General features: G+C 38.0%; 10 protein-coding genes. 6 read left to right on the forward strand and 4 right to left on the reverse strand.

Annotated features, from left to right (window positions below; all coding sequences use genetic code 11):
* Positions 1-182 precede the first annotated feature (182 nt).
* The 3 genes from odhB to J0871_RS02600 all read right to left on the reverse strand — a co-directional run bounded on the left by odhB (position 183) and on the right by J0871_RS02600 (position 5,485).
* Positions 183-1,460 carry a 2-oxoglutarate dehydrogenase complex dihydrolipoyllysine-residue succinyltransferase gene (odhB, locus tag J0871_RS02590; protein WP_208223200.1) on the reverse strand — a complete coding sequence of 426 codons (1,278 nt, stop codon included), beginning with the start codon at positions 1,458-1,460 and terminating at the stop codon, positions 183-185.
* Between the two features lie 64 nt (positions 1,461-1,524).
* Positions 1,525-4,293 (reverse strand): 2-oxoglutarate dehydrogenase E1 component, encoded by a 2,769-nt coding sequence (locus J0871_RS02595; protein ID WP_208223202.1) that lies wholly within the window; start codon positions 4,291-4,293, stop codon positions 1,525-1,527.
* Positions 4,294-4,510: 217 nt separating this feature from the next.
* On the reverse strand, positions 4,511-5,485 hold the full coding sequence (locus J0871_RS02600) for a polyprenyl synthetase family protein (protein ID WP_208223204.1): 975 nt from the start codon (positions 5,483-5,485) through the stop codon (positions 4,511-4,513).
* Positions 5,486-5,624: 139 nt separating this feature from the next.
* Between J0871_RS02600 and J0871_RS02605 the strand changes: the two genes are divergently transcribed.
* The 5 genes from J0871_RS02605 to J0871_RS02625 all read left to right on the forward strand — a co-directional run bounded on the left by J0871_RS02605 (position 5,625) and on the right by J0871_RS02625 (position 12,878).
* Positions 5,625-6,242, forward strand: coding sequence for a TetR/AcrR family transcriptional regulator (locus tag J0871_RS02605; RefSeq protein WP_208223206.1), 618 nt, complete (start codon positions 5,625-5,627; stop codon positions 6,240-6,242).
* On the forward strand, positions 6,232-7,587 hold the full coding sequence (locus J0871_RS02610; protein ID WP_208223207.1) for a TolC family protein: 1,356 nt from the start codon (positions 6,232-6,234) through the stop codon (positions 7,585-7,587). The genes J0871_RS02605 and J0871_RS02610 overlap by 11 nt, the downstream gene beginning before the upstream one ends.
* Positions 7,588-7,609: 22 nt before the next feature.
* A complete protein-coding gene (locus J0871_RS02615; RefSeq protein ID WP_208223209.1) occupies positions 7,610-8,782 on the forward strand; it encodes an efflux RND transporter periplasmic adaptor subunit in 1,173 nt (390 codons plus the stop codon).
* A gap of 6 nt (positions 8,783-8,788) precedes the next feature.
* Positions 8,789-12,262 (forward strand): efflux RND transporter permease subunit, encoded by a 3,474-nt coding sequence (locus tag J0871_RS02620; RefSeq protein ID WP_208223211.1) that lies wholly within the window; start codon positions 8,789-8,791, stop codon positions 12,260-12,262.
* A 151-nt stretch (positions 12,263-12,413) separates the two neighbouring features.
* A complete protein-coding gene (locus tag J0871_RS02625) occupies positions 12,414-12,878 on the forward strand; it encodes a cupin domain-containing protein (RefSeq protein WP_243870372.1) in 465 nt (154 codons plus the stop codon).
* 69 nt (positions 12,879-12,947) lie between these two features.
* On the opposite strand, the gene J0871_RS02630 is transcribed toward J0871_RS02625, so the two are convergent.
* The gene (locus J0871_RS02630) at positions 12,948-13,307 is read right to left on the reverse strand and encodes a nicotinic acid mononucleotide adenyltransferase (RefSeq protein ID WP_208223213.1); all 360 of its coding nucleotides are present in this window, start codon (positions 13,305-13,307) and stop codon (positions 12,948-12,950) included.
* Positions 13,308-13,613: 306 nt separating this feature from the next.
* Here J0871_RS02630 and aspS point away from each other — a divergent pair, with 306 nt between their 5' ends.
* Positions 13,614-15,359 (forward strand): aspartate--tRNA ligase, encoded by a 1,746-nt coding sequence (aspS, locus tag J0871_RS02635; RefSeq protein ID WP_208223215.1) that lies wholly within the window; start codon positions 13,614-13,616, stop codon positions 15,357-15,359.
* Positions 15,360-15,379: the final 20 nt, after the last annotated feature.

A 15,379-nucleotide genomic window follows, 5' to 3' on the forward strand; every position in this document is an offset into this window, starting at 1 on the left:
AGCAATGCCTGTAGTGTCTAAAAATAAACTTCGCGACCAACTCCTTTATATTATATTAAGCATCTTCGTGGTATGCGTTTTATTTTTAAACATCTTAAATTTATTTTTGTTTTAATTTATTATTTAAAAATTGAAAAGGCAGCCGTGTGGCTGCCTTTTTTGTTTTATAAATTTTCGAATGATTAAAGCTCCAGGGCTCTTTTTACATCGTTATCCATCAATAATTCTTCAGGATTTTCTATAGCTTCTTTAATTGCTACAAGGAAACCTACAGATTCTTTCCCGTCAATTATTCTATGGTCGTAAGAAAGCGCTACATACATAATAGGACGAATTTCTACGTGACCATCTATAGCCACGGGACGTTCTACAATGTTGTGCATTCCTAAAATTGCACTTTGAGGAGGATTAATAATTGGAGTAGAAAGCATAGATCCAAATACACCACCATTGGTAATAGTAAAAGTACCACCAGTCATTTCGTCTACAGTAATTTTCCCATCACGGGCTTTAGTAGCCAAACGTTTTACCTCATCTTCTACACCTCTAAAACTAAGATTTTCAGCATTTCTTATTACCGGCACCATTAAACCTTTTGGACCAGAAACCGCTATACTAATATCTTTATAATCAAAACTTACCTGGTGATCGCCATCTATCATAGAATTCACACCTGGATATTGATCCAATGCACGTACCACGGCCAATGTAAAGAAAGACATAAAGCCAAGACTTACGCCGTGCTTATCTTTAAATTCCTCTTTATATTTCTTTCTTAAGCTGAAGATAGGCTGCATATCTACTTCGTTAAAAGTAGTAAGCATCGCGGTATCATTTTTAACTGAAACCAATCGAGAAGCTACTTTTCTACGCAACATAGACATTTTCTTCTTAGACTCCCCGCGTTTTCCTTTACCCGGGCTCCCCATAGAAGCTTTTGCCTGTACAGCATCTTCTTTAGTTATTCGGCCATCTTTTCCACTTCCTTCAACATCCTTAGCATCAACGCCTTTTTCGTCAAGGATTTTTTTAGCGGCAGGAGACGGACTCCCTTTTGCATGCGAATCCTGTTTTTGAGAAGGTGTTGAAGATTTAGAAGTTTCCTGGGTTTTAGCCTCGGCCTTATCCTTATCTTCTTTTTCCTTTTTATCTGAAGAATCATCTTTAGACTCTTCTTTATCTTCTTTAGATTCCTTTTTATCATCACCTCCACCGGGCTTTTCAGCTTCGGTATCGATTAGACAAACCACTTCTCCTACAGCCACAGCATCACCTTCCTCGGCTTTGAGCGTGATAATACCGCTGGCTTCAGCCGGAAGTTCCAGTGTAGCTTTATCGCTATCTACTTCTGCAATTGGCTGATCTTTTTCTACGTAGTCGCCGTCTTCAACTAACCATTCGGCTATTTCAACTTCGGTTATAGATTCTCCCGGAGAAGGAACTTTCATTTCTAAGGCCATGATCTTTGTTTTTATTTTTTATTGTTATTTCCGCGAAAGCGAAAACCTTTAATTCTATATTAATTTATTCTTCTAAATTCTTGTCAAAAACACTTGCAATCACTTTATCGTGACGCTTTTTAAATCTCACAGAACTTCCGGCAGCCGGAGAGCCATAAAATTTTCTACTACAAACCCTAAAGTTCTTAGCTTCATCAAAATGCAATAACATATGCCCGTAAGCCCCCATATTTCTTGGTTCTTCCTGAGCCCATACTACATCATCTGCATTTTTGTATTTCTTGATTGCTTCTTTCATTTTTTCAATAGGCAGCGGGAATAATTGCTCCACACGTACTAAAGCCACATCGTCACGATCGTTTTCTTCTTTATATTCCAATAAATCGTAATAAAATTTACCGGTACAGAAAACTAAAGATTTTACGTCTTTAACTTTCGCTTTTGGATCGTCTAATACAGGCTGAAAACTTCCCTCTGCAAAATCTTCTTTAGTTGAAATTACTTTAGAATGTCTTAGCAAACTTTTTGGAGTAAAAATCACCAATGGTTTTCTAAAACCGGCTTTCATTTGCCTACGTAAGATATGGAACATATTGGCCGGTGTAGTAACATCTGCCACATACATATTATCTTTTGCACAAAGTTGCAGAAAACGTTCCATTCTGGCTGAAGAGTGTTCTGCACCCTGGCCCTCATACCCATGAGGTAAGAAAAGCACAAGCCCGTTTTGCAATTTCCACTTGTCTTCTGCTGCAGAAATATATTGATCTATCATTATTTGCGCACCATTTACGAAATCTCCAAACTGGGCTTCCCAAATAACCAGGGTTTTAGGACTTGCCATAGCATAGCCATAATCAAACCCCATTACGCCGTATTCTGAAAGCGGAGAGTTATACACAAAGAAATCGCCATCTCTGCCCTCTATATTATTATGAAGAATAATCTCTTCTTCACTATCTTCTACTTTTACAATAGCGTGACGGTGAGAGAAAGTACCTCTTTCACTATCCTGCCCGCTAATTCTAATATTATATCCTTCTTTCATTAAAGAACCATAAGCCAGATGCTCGGCCATAGCCCAATCCAACTTATTATCCTCAAAATAAAACTGATGACGCAAGTCTATAATTTTTTTAACCTTACGCATAAACTTCTTGTCTTCGGGTAATTTAGAAATAGCTTCAGCCACTTTATCAAGATCCTTTATCTTATAGGTGGTATCAAACTCCTTCATCATTTCTTCTTCCCGAACATTATCAAAACCTTCCCACTCATCGTACATAAACGGTGTGATCCTGGTAGTTTCTTCTTTTCTGGAATCTTCTAGATTCTCTTCCAAATCTGCCTTATACTCTTCTTCCAGTTTTTTAAGGTAATCGTCGTCTATAATATTTGCCGACTTAAGCTTTTCGGCATAAATATACATTGCATTTTTATGCTTAGCGATGGCTTTATATAGTTTAGGCTGTGTAAACTTAGGTTCGTCACCTTCATTATGCCCGTATTTTCTATAACCTAATAGGTCTATAAAAACATCACGCTTAAACTTCATTCTAAAATCTAAGGCAAATAAAATTGCGTGAACTACGGCTTCAGCATCATCGGCATTTACGTGCAATACCGGAGAAAGAGTTACTTTTCCAACATCGGTACAATATGTTGAGGATCGTGCATCTAAATAGTTGGTAGTAAATCCAATTTGGTTATTTATCACCACATGAATGGTCCCGCCGGTTTGATAGCCTTCAAGCTTAGCCATTTGTACTAATTCGTAAACCACTCCCTGACCTGCAATAGCGGCATCACCATGCACAAGTATAGGAAGCACTTTCATTTTATCACCATTATAATGCCTGTCTTGTTTGGCTCTTGCGATACCCTCTACCACAGGACCTACCGCTTCAAGGTGCGAAGGGTTTGGTGCTATATTTATATTTATTCCTTTTCCGTTATCTGTAAGTCGGCAGGATGTCCAACCCAGGTGATATTTTACATCACCGTCAAAAATATCCTGCTCGTAATCCTTTCCGTCAAATTCACTAAAAATATCTTTAGCGCTTTTTCCAAATATATTGGTAAGCGTATTTAAACGACCCCGGTGGGCCATACCCATCACAAAATCTTTCACCCCATAATCTGCTGCTTTTTCAATAAGCGCATCCAGGGCCGGAATTAAACTTTCTCCCCCTTCCAACGAGAAACGTTTTTGTCCTACATATTTTCTATGTAAAAATGATTCAAAAGAAACGGCCTGATTTAACTTCTTCAGGATTTTCTTTTTTTCCTCATCACTAAAGTTAGGATGATTCTCATTCTTATTCAGCTTATCCTGAATCCATTGAATTTCTTCAGGTTTCCGAATAAACATATATTCTATCCCGATAGATTCACAATAAACTTTTTCAAGATGTTTTATTATATCCCGAAGCGTGCTGGGCCCAATGCCAAGCATCTCCCCGGCATTAAATGTAGTATCCAAATCGCTTTCTTCCAGGCCAAAATTCTCAATACCTAAGGTTGGGCGATATTTACGGCGCTCTCTTACCGGGTTTGTTTTGGTAAACAAATGGCCGCGGGTTCGGTAACCATCTATAAGTCTAATTACCTTAAATTCTTTTGTAACGTGTTCGGGAATTTCTCCATCCTGGAAATCTACCGGAGCTTCTTCCATAGTTTCCGCAGAAACTCCGTTTTGTTGCATTCCAAAGTCAAAACCTTGAAAAAAAGCCCTCCAACTGGGCTCTACACTATCGGGGTACTGAAGATATTGATCGTAAAGTTCGGCGAAATATGCCGTATGTGCAGCATTTAAAAATGAAAATCTATCCATAATTTGAAACTAATGTTTCTTTTGAGTGTAAAACACAGCAAAAATACAATTTTTAGCAAAAACAGGGGGTAGCAAACTATATATTTATCTTATGAATTATAAGAAGTTTAACATAGTAGAAACTTCAGGATGTCCCAAAAATTGTTTATTGTTTGCAAATATATTAGGTGTAACCGCCTAAAAATTAAGAATCTCTCAATTGGGATTTTGCCGTAAATTAGACCTTACGATTCATAAGCATTTCCCCAAATTGTCTTAACGGAATTTTTTTCTCTTCAGCAATTTCAATTTTATCTAAAACATCAAAAGCTTTATTGGTATATTTTTCTATTTCCTGCCGTGTTAATTCTGCAGCGCCACTACTTTCAAAAAGATTTTTTACCGCTTCTATTTTTCCTGAAGTTTCTGCCGGATTAATCGTGTATAAATGCTCAAGCTGCTGGACTTCACTTGCTCCTGAAGTTTCCAAAGCTTTTAAATAAAGAAAGGTTTTTTTGTTTTCAATAATATCGCCACCAGGTTGTTTTCCAAATGTCACTGGATCTCCAAAAGCATCTAAATAATCGTCCTGAAGCTGAAATGCAATTCCCAACAAGCGTCCAAATTCGTAAACCGCTTCTTTACATTGCGTAGAAGTGCCGGCCACTATGGCTCCCATTTGCAAGGAAGCCCCAACCAGAACCGCGGTTTTAAATTCTATCATTCTTATATAATCTTCTATTGCAACATCATCCCGGGTTTCAAAATCTATGTCATATTGCTGACCTTCACAAACCCGAATAGCTGTTTTGGTAAATAAACGCGCTAATTCTTTAAAAGTTTCTCCTTCATAATTTTCAAAAAGCTGATATGCATTTATAAGCATGGCATCACCAGAAAGAATCCCGGTATTTATATCCCAGCGTTCGTGAACAGTTTCCCGGCCCCGTCTTAAAGGCGCATCGTCCATAATATCATCATGAACCAAAGAGAAATTATGAAAAACCTCTATGGCAAGTGCAGCATCTAAAGCCTTTCTATAGTCTGCATCAAAAATATCGGTGGCCATTAGTACCAAAACAGGCCTTAAGCGTTTACCCCCCAAACCCAGAATATACTTCATAGGTTCGTAAAGATTTTCAGGCTTTCTTACCTGCATTTTAAGATCTAAATACTCCTGGAAAGCTTCTCTATATTCAGCAACAGACTTCATACCAAAAAATTTTCCGGCTAAAATACATAATTGAGCGTACTTCAAATTCTATAAGAGAAGTTAAATTACTAAAAACTAAGGAAACTTTTGTTGTTTTTTAAGTTTCCTTGCTTTAGTTTTGCACGAAATTACAGAAAAAGTGAAAGAAGATATTTTAAAAAATGCCGCAGACCTCTTTCTAAGACTCGGTTTTAAAAGTGTAACGATGGATGACATTGCGCAACAAATGGCTATCTCAAAGAAAACCATTTACGCACATTTTAGCACAAAAACCAAGTTAGTGAAGGCTACAGTAGAGTATTTAATTAAAGAAATTGAGCAGGGAATTAGCATTCTTAGCGCTAAAAAATTAAATCCTATTGTAGAATCTTACGAGATGAAAAAGTATGCCATGCAAATGCTGAAAAATGAAAAGAGTTCCCCTCAATTTCAGCTAAAAAAGTATTATCCCGAGGTCTATTACCCACTTAGGGACAAACAATTTGAAATTGTACAGCGTATTGTAATAGACAACCTGGAACGAGGCATTACTACCGGTCATTATAAAGGAGACATTCCTATATCTTTTGTAAGCAGAATTTACTTTGTAGGAATGCTGGGTATAAAAGATAAAAACCTCTTTCCAGAAGACGAATACAGCAATGCAAAATTGATGGACTATTTTTTAAGATATCACCTCAACTCCATTTGTACCCAAAAAGGTTTAAATACCCTTGAAGGATTAATTAAAACTAACAAGCAAAAAAATGAAATTTAGATACCTGCTAATTTTACTGATTTCGCTAAGCAGTATAGCTCAGGAAACTCCGGAAGATTACAGTTTTTCACTGGAAGAAGCTATACAGTTTGGCCTGGAGAATAATTATTCTTCAATAAACGCGCAAAAAGATGTTGAAATTGCCCTGAAGCAAAAATGGGAAATTATTGCCCAGGGATTACCCCAGGTAAGTGCCACCGGCGATTACCAAAACAATTTAAACCTCCCCGTGCAATTACTTCCCGCCGAAATTGTAGGAGGAGAACGAGGCGAATTTATCCCCGTTACTTTTGGCACAAAGCACAACGTAAATGCCACTGCCACCTGGAACCAGTTAATTTTTGACGGCTCTTATATTGTAGGAATTCAATCGGCTAAAACTTTGCTTCAAATTTCTGAAAATGCCAAAACAAAAACCGATCTCGAAATAAAGAAAGCCGTAATTAATGCCTACGGAAATGTTTTACTGGCGGAAGAAAACGTAGCTATTCTTCAAAAAAACGTTGAAAACGTTCAGAAGAATTACGATGAAACCAACGAGATCTATCAAAATGGGCTCGCCGAACAGGAAGATGTAGAACAGCTGGAAATCACTTTGATTAATCTAAAAAATAACTTAAGCAGAAGTAAACGAATGCGAGATATCGCTTACGAAATGTTTAATCTAACACTCGGGATTCCGGTAGAAATACCGGTGAATCTAACCGAAGAATTAGACACTTTAGCAATGCAATATTTTGATTTGGAACTTTTACAGGAAGAAATTCCGGTAGAAGAAAATATAGATTATCGTATTGCCGCCAATACTGCCGATTCCCGGGAAATAGAAGTGAAATTGGAAAAATCTAAAGCGCTGCCTTCTTTAAGCGGATTTCTAAATTATGGTGTTCAGGGCTTTAGCCAGGAGTTTACCTTTTTTGATGAGGACCAGGAATACTTTGGCCAATCTATTTTAGGGGTGAGCCTAAATATCCCAATTTTCAGCAGCGGTATGCGAAACTCCAGAACTCAGCAAAAACAAATTGCCTACGAACAGGCAATGATAGAACTGGAACAAACTGAAAATGAAGTAAAACGCCAAATAAATTCAGCTAAAAGTGATTACGAATTTAGCCTTGAAAACTACCAGGCCCAGAAGAAAAACCTTGAACTGGCCGAAAGGATAGAAAATAAAAATCAAATTAAATTTTTTGAAGGAATTGCCAGCAGTTTTGAGCTTAGCGAAGCACAACGCCAACTTTACCAGGCGCAGCAAGACTTTTTGCAATCTATGCTGGATGTAATAACTGCCAAGGTAGAATTAGAAAACCTATTGGATACCAGAAAATATAACAATGAAGATTAAATATACCCATCAAATATTAAGAATGAAAAAGTTAGCTGTTTTATTAAGTATTCCACTTTTATTGCTTTCCTGCGGAAGTAATGAGGAGGGAAAATCTGTAGAAGAAATTATAGAAAATGAAGATCTTGCCGAAATTAGAGCTAAGAAATCTGAATTAAGTCAGCAACAAAGTGATCTTACCCAGAAGTTAGACAAACTGGATCAGGCCATAGACCGTTTAGACAAAACCCGGCGTTTAGACCTGGTAGAAATTCAACAAATTAACGACACCCTATTTAAACATTATGCCGAAGTACAGGGCGATGTAGCTACCGATGAAAACATTGTAATTTATTCTGAATTTTCAGGAATTCTACAAGATCTTCGGGTAGAAGAAGGCCAACAGGTAAATAAGGGACAGGTACTTGCTAAAATTGATGACGGCGGACTTTCAAGCGAATTGGCTCAATTGGAAACCCAGGCTACTTTAGCCAAAACCACTTTTGAACGCCAGAAGCGTTTATGGGAACAAAATATTGGATCTGAAATGCAGTATTTAGAAGCTAAAACCAATTACGAATCTATGCAGAATTCAGTAAAAAGATTACAGTCACAACTGGATAAAACTATTGTAAGAGCACCTTTTAGCGGTATTATAGACGAAGTACTTACCGAGCAGGGCGAAGTGGTAAGCCCGGGGCAAAGTCAATTATTCCGTTTAGTAAGCTTAAAGAATATGTATGTAGAAGCTGCTGTACCAGAAAATTATCTAAATACTGTGGGAAAAGGTACCGAAGTAATTGTAGAAATCAGTTCCCTGGATCGTGAATTTGAAGGTGAAATTAGAAGAGTAGGGAATACTATTAATCCTAATAACCGTTCGTTTAACATTCAGGTTGCAGTTCCCAATGAAAACGGAATGATAAAACCCAACCAAATCGCTACTATTAGGTTGAACGACTACACTGCAGAAAATGCAATTATAATCCCCGAGAATGCGCTGCTTAAAAATTCAAAAGGAGAAAGTGTAGTATTCACGCTTCAGGAAAAAGAAGGAGAAAAAAATATTGGTACTGCAAAAAGAAAGATTGTAGAAATAGGATATTCCTATAATAATAAAGTAGAAATAACCAACGGATTAGAAACAGGTGAAACCCTGATTATTGAAGGTGCAAAAAACCTTAGAGATGGTCAGGAAGTTAAAATAAGAAACTAAGCTGCAATGAATTTAGATAAAGAATTTAAGCTTTCGTCCTGGGCCATCAATAATAAAATGACGATATATGTAATTATCGCCATTATTATGATTGGCGGGCTCATGTCGTACTACAATATGCCGAGGGAAACCTTTCCCGAGGTTGTAGAAACCAAAATTTATGTTAGCTCAATTAACCCCGGGAACTCTGCCGAAGACGTAGAGAAATTCATCACCGAACCGCTCGAAGAAGAGTTTAATGATGTTGCGGGAGTGAAAGAGATTTCTTCTTCTACTTTCCAGGATTACTCCCTGGTAATTGTAGAATTTGAAGAAGATGTTGAAGTAGAAAGTGCCAAAACCAAGGTAAAAGACAAGGTAGATATGGTTAAAGCTGAAACTACCTGGCCCACTTTAGATAATGGCGCAAAGGTAGAACCCAATGTGTTCGACCTTAATATTTCAGAAGAACAACCTATTCTAAACATCAACCTAACCGGAGATTATACCGTTCAGCAATTAAAAGAATATGCCGAATATCTTCAGGAACGCATCGAGTTGCTTCCGCAGATAAAAGAAGCGAGTATTCGTGGGGCTGAAGAAATGGAAGTTGAAATCGCCGTAGATATCTATAAAATGACGGCTTCCAAAGTTAGTTTTTCAGATATCGTAAATGCCGTGAGTGGCGAGAACCGTACAATTTCGGGTGGAAATGTAATTACCAGCGGAGTACAAAAAAACATAAGAATTGTTGGGGAAATTGAAGATCCCAGCGAGCTCGAAAATGTTGTGGTAAAAACCGATGGCGGTAATATTTTCCTTCAGGATATTGCTAATATTAATTTTAGAGAAAAAGATGCAACCACTTTTGCCCGGGAATATGGGGACCCGGTGGTGATGCTGGACGTTAAAAAACGTGCCGGTAAAAATATGATCGAAGCCGTAGACCAGATCAAAGAAATTGTAAAAAAAGAGCAGGAAGAATATCTTCCGGAGAGTCTACACATAAGCCTTACTAACGACCTTTCTACCAACACAAGAAGCCAGGTAGACGACCTGGTGAACAACATTATTTTTGGGGTAATCCTGGTGGTTTTAGTCTTAATGTTCTTTTTAGGGTTTAGAAACGCATTGTTTGTAGGGATTGCGATTCCTTTATCTATGTTCCTCTCCTATATTATTCTTTCCAGTATGGGATATACATTAAATACCATGGTACTTTTTGCCCTGGTCATGGGACTTGGAATGCTAGTGGATAATGGAATTGTGGTGGTAGAAAACGTCTATACATTAATGGACGAAGGTATGCCGCGAAAACAAGCTGCAAAACAAGGTTTAGGTGAAATTGCCTGGCCAATTATTGCTTCAACCGCTACAACTTTAGCTGCTTTTTTCCCACTGGGACTCTGGCCGGGAATTATAGGAAGTTTTATGGTAATTTTCCCAATTACCCTGTCTATAGTTTTAGGTTCTTCTCTATTTGTCGCGCTAATCATCAACTCGATGCTTACCTCCCAATTTATGAGAACCGAAGAGGAAGAATTCACAAAAAAGAGACTTATAAAAATAAGTTCTATTCTCGCAATATTTGGAGCATTACTCTTAATAGTAGGTTTTGTAGTAGATGCAGGGGCACTTCGAGCTTTTGGAAATATACTAATCTTAGCTGCTATTTTACTTTGGGTATATAAATATTTTATTTCTAAAGGGGTGGAGTATTTTCAATACACCGCACTCAAAAAAATGGAAAATGCTTATGAGAAGACCCTAAAATTTGCGCTACGCGGAAAAAAAGCTTACCTCACCTTTTTTGGTACGCTACTGTTGCTTTTCTTATCGTTCGTATTAATTGGCCTGGTACAACCCAAAGTATTATTTTTCCCCGAAAATGAACCTAACCAGGTTATCACTTATATTGAATATCCACAGGGAACCGATATTCATAAAACCAATGCGCTTACCAAACAAGTGGAACAACGAATTTTTGACGCTATTAAGCAGTACGAAGATGAAGATGGTTACAACTTTATGGTAGAGTCAGCCATTTCGCAGGTTGGTGAAGGTGCAGGAAACCCTCAAACCGATGGTGGCCAGCAAAATGAAATGCCGCACAAAGCCAAAGTCACACTTTCTATGCGCGAGTTCACTGAAAGACGCGGCGTGAGCAGTAGCGAAGTTTTATCTGAAGTTAGGGAAGCCGTTCAGGGATTCCCCGGCGCTTCTATTGTGGTAGAAAAAGATGCTGCAGGCCCACCAACCGGCTATCCAATAAACATGGAACTTAAAGGTGAAGATTACGAGCAAATGCTACAAGAAGCCGAAAAGCTGCGCTCCTATGTTAACGATCTTAGTATTGCCGGGATCGAAGAACTCAAAATAGATGTTAACAAATCTAAACCTGAATTAAGTGTAAAAGTAGATCGAAGAAAAGCAGGACAGCTAGGAGTAACAACTTCCCAGGTAGGCCAGACTTTAAGAAGGGCTATTTATGGTGAGGAAGTTTCTACCTATAAAGAAGGAGATGATGATTATGAAATAAATTTAAGGTTTGCAGATGAATATCGCTATGATGAAAATGTGTTATTCAACCAACCAATTACTTTTAAAGATCAGAACACGGGGGAGATAATTCAGGTGCCAATTTCATCTTTAGTCACTACAGAATCTGCCTCTTCTTTTAGTTCTATTAAAAGAAAAGATCTGAAAAGGGTAATTACTCTCTATTCTAACGTGCTTCAGGGTTACAATGGAAATGAGATTGTTGGCCAGTTAAAAACGGCACTTAGAAGCTATGATCTTCCTAAAGACATTACCTTAGAATTTACAGGTGAACAGGAAGAGCAGGAAGAAAATATGGCTTTTTTACTAAAAGCCCTGCTAATTGCTATGGGTGGTATTTTGCTTATTCTCGTGGCGCAATTTAACTCATTGTCGAAACCAATTATCATTGTTATGGCAGTGGTATTGAGTTTGGTGGGTGTTTTCCTTGGACTTATTATTTTCCAGATGGATTTCATTATTATTATGACGATGATGGGAATTATCTCCCTCGCGGGAATTGTGGTAAATAATGCTATTGTACTTATTGATTATACACAAATTCTTATTGATAGAAAAAAACGGGATCTCAATTTAGATGATGACGATTTACTAACTCGCGAGCAGTATTATGACTGTATTGTGAGAGGTGGAAAATCGAGGTTGAGACCCGTATTACTTACCGCAATTACTACCGTACTTGGTTTAATCCCGCTGGCAGTAGGTTTAAATATAGACTTCTTTAGTTTATTTACAGATTACGATCCAAAAGTATTTATTGGTGGTGATAACGTGATCTTCTGGGGGCCACTGGCCTGGACGGTGATCTTTGGGTTGGTGTTTGCCACCTTCCTTACACTGGTTGTAGTTCCTGTAATGTTTTACCTGGTAAACAGAGCCAAGGTTAAAACCGCCGATAAACGCCAGGAGCGAAAACAACGAAAACTGGAAGCAAAAGCCTAAAAACTGAAAACCCCGAAGCAGAAACTTCGGGGTTTTTACATATTTACAGGATTGCCCTTATTTCTGGTGTATTGTTTAAAAATTATCTTAAAAGGTAAATGCACTCTTCTATTATTTTTAGAAGCGTTTTAATCAATAAAAACAGGAAATCATGAAAATCAATAATCAGAATTACCAGTTAAAGAGTTTCGCCATTTTGATAATGTTCTTTCTTTCTTCCGGAGTTTTTGCCCAGGAAATTGCTGAAAATTCCGTTGCCATTTCAAAAGGTGATTCAAATTTGGAGTGGGGTGCCTGCCCAGATTTTATGCCCGATGGTTGTAATATTGCAGTGCTACATGGAAATCCCGCGGAAAGAAATGCAGATATCTTTTTTAAAGTTCCTGCCAATGCCAATATCCCAATGCACACCCATACGTCTCCCGAAAGGATGATTCTTGTCTCGGGCGAAATGGAAGTAACATATGAAGGAGAGCAACCGCAAACTTTAAAAGAAGGTTCGTATGCTTACGGGCCGGCCAATAAGCCTCATTCAGCAAAATGTGGCGATGCGCCGTGCGTGCTTTTTATCGCTTTTGAAGATCCTATAGATGCAATGCAGGTAGAGAAAGATTAAAAATAAGTTTAGTCAAACAAAAAAGACCGTCTAAAAAGACGGCCTTTTCATTTAGGTATAAAATTTTGACTAGTTATCAGCTAGAGTACCATCGCTCTTCCACGTGTTAACATTCGCTATTTGGTTATTATCATAATCCACCTCGGTTAATTTATCTGCAGTCCAAAAAAACCATTTTCCGGTTTTATTTCCTTCAGTATAGGTAGCCATACTTTGCTTTTTACCATTAGCATCATATGCCACCCACTTTCCGTGAAGTTTTCCCTCTTTGTAAGTTCCTTCTTGTTTTACAGAACCGTCTTCATAAAAGAAAGTTCCCTTAATAAGATTTCCTTCTTTTTCAAATTTGGGTTCCGGACTTTCCTGCGCCATAGCAGCTGCTCCAAAGGTAAGAATGGTAGCCAATAATATATTTTTTATCTTTTTCATAGTCGTTTCCTTAAAACTTTACTTCTCAAATATAACTAAAAGTTTACTTTAAATCAACAATCACATAACCTTAAGTTAACATTAGGCGGATGAATATCTCCCCAAGCACTACTTAAAAGATATTCTTAAAGTAAAAACCGGCATGTACCCAGGCAGGTAACAAAAATATAAATCCTGTAAAAACTGTTTTACAAGTTATTAAAACCGATTGAATACCGATTATTATCCTGTATTTTCTCAACCTATTCTATCGGCAAACTCACTATATCTTCTTACTTTTGCGCTACTTAAAATTTCAGGAATATTATGTATAGAAGTCATACTTGCGGGGAATTAAATGCAGCTTCAATTGGCCAGGAAGTAAAACTTTCGGGCTGGGTTCAAAAAATAAGAGATAAAGGATTTATGGTTTGGGTAGATTTGCGCGATCGTTACGGCATCACCCAGCTTATTTTTGATGAAGAGCGCTCTTCAACAGAACTTATGGAGAAAGCTCAAAAACTTGGGCGCGAATTTGTTATTCAGGTTAGCGGAAAAGTAATTGAGCGGGAATCTAAAAATACAAATATTCCAACCGGTGAGATTGAGGTTTTGGTGACCGAAGTTACTATTCTCAACACCTCGCTTACGCCTCCTTTTACTATTGAAGATGAAACCGATGGTGGCGAAGATTTGCGAATGAAATTCCGCTACCTTGATATTAGACGAAATCCGGTAAAAAACAAGCTAAAATTTCGCCATAAAGTAGGAATGGAAGTAAGAAATTATCTTTCTAACCAGGATTTTATTGAAGTGGAAACTCCATACTTAATAAAATCTACACCTGAAGGTGCCCGAGATTTTGTAGTACCAAGTAGAATGAACGAAGGTCAGTTTTACGCCCTACCCCAATCGCCACAAACGTTTAAACAATTGCTAATGGTTGGCGGAATGGATAAATATTTCCAGATCGTAAAATGTTTTAGGGATGAAGACCTTAGGGCCGACAGGCAGCCAGAATTCACACAAATTGACTGCGAAATGGCTTTTGTTGAGCAAGAGGATATTCTGAATATTTTTGAAGGTTTAACCCGCCATTTACTAAAGGAGATCAACGGTGTGGAAGTTGAAAAATTCCCAAGAATGACCTATGCCGAAGCGATGAAAAAATACGGAAACGACAAGCCAGACATTAGATTTGGGATGGAGTTTGCCGAATTAAACGACCTGGCCAAAAACAAAGGTTTCAACGTTTTCGATCAGCAGGAATTAGTGGTGGGAATTGCGGTTCCGGGAGCGGCTTCTTTCACCAGAAAAGAAATAGACAAATTAATATCCTGGGTTAAAAGACCACAGGTTGGTGCCAACGGACTCGTTTGGGCAAAATATAATGAAGATGGAACTTTAAAATCTTCAGTAGATAAATTTTATTCCGAAGAAGATCTAAAAAACTGGGCTGAAGCTACCTCAGCGAAACCCGGAGATCTAATTTTGGTTATGGCCGGTGATGCTGATAAAACCAGAACACAATTAAGCGCATTGAGAATGCATTTAGGTAATGAACTTGGTCTTAGAAAAGCCGATGAATTCGCTCCACTTTGGGTGGTAGATTTCCCATTATTAGAATGGGATGAAGAGACCCAACGTTACCACGCGATGCATCACCCGTTTACTTCCCCAAAGAAAGAAGATTTTGCGCTTCTTGAAACAAAGCCGGGAGAAGTTCGTGCCAATGCCTACGATTTGGTGTTGAACGGAAATGAAATTGGCGGTGGTTCTATAAGAATTCACGACAAGGAAACCCAGGCAAAAATGTTCGATTATCTTGGTTTCACTCCAGAAGAAGCCAAAGCACAATTCGGCTTTTTAATGGATGCCTTTCAATATGGAGCACCACCACACGGTGGGATCGCTTTTGGTTTTGATAGGTTGGTAGCCATTTTAGGCGGACAGGAAAGCATTAGAGATTTTATAGCATTTCCTAAAAATAACAACGGTAGGGATGTAATGATAGACGCACCTGCAAAACTTGACGAAGCTCAACTTAAAGAGCTTCATCTTCAGGTAAAATAATTCTTTTCTAGAAAAGCCTT

Source organism: Salegentibacter sp. BDJ18, assembly GCF_017579965.1.
Lineage (GTDB): Bacteria > Bacteroidota > Bacteroidia > Flavobacteriales > Flavobacteriaceae > Salegentibacter.

Excerpts from the sequence above, each read along its gene's own strand:
- odhB (WP_208223200.1), bottom strand. The coding sequence starts at position 1,460 with ATGGCCTTAGAAATGAAAGTTCCTTCTCCGGGAGAATCTATAACCGAA.
- J0871_RS02595 (WP_208223202.1), bottom strand. The coding sequence starts at position 4,293 with ATGGATAGATTTTCATTTTTAAATGCTGCACATACGGCATATTTCGCC.
- J0871_RS02600 (WP_208223204.1), bottom strand. The coding sequence starts at position 5,485 with ATGAAGTCTGTTGCTGAATATAGAGAAGCTTTCCAGGAGTATTTAGAT.
- J0871_RS02610 (WP_208223207.1), top strand. The coding sequence starts at position 6,232 with ATGAAATTTAGATACCTGCTAATTTTACTGATTTCGCTAAGCAGTATA.
- J0871_RS02615 (WP_208223209.1), top strand. The coding sequence starts at position 7,610 with ATGAAAAAGTTAGCTGTTTTATTAAGTATTCCACTTTTATTGCTTTCC.
- J0871_RS02620 (WP_208223211.1), top strand. The coding sequence starts at position 8,789 with ATGAATTTAGATAAAGAATTTAAGCTTTCGTCCTGGGCCATCAATAAT.
- J0871_RS02625 (WP_243870372.1), top strand. The coding sequence starts at position 12,414 with ATGAAAATCAATAATCAGAATTACCAGTTAAAGAGTTTCGCCATTTTG.
- J0871_RS02630 (WP_208223213.1), bottom strand. The coding sequence starts at position 13,307 with ATGAAAAAGATAAAAAATATATTATTGGCTACCATTCTTACCTTTGGA.
- aspS (WP_208223215.1), top strand. The coding sequence starts at position 13,614 with ATGTATAGAAGTCATACTTGCGGGGAATTAAATGCAGCTTCAATTGGC.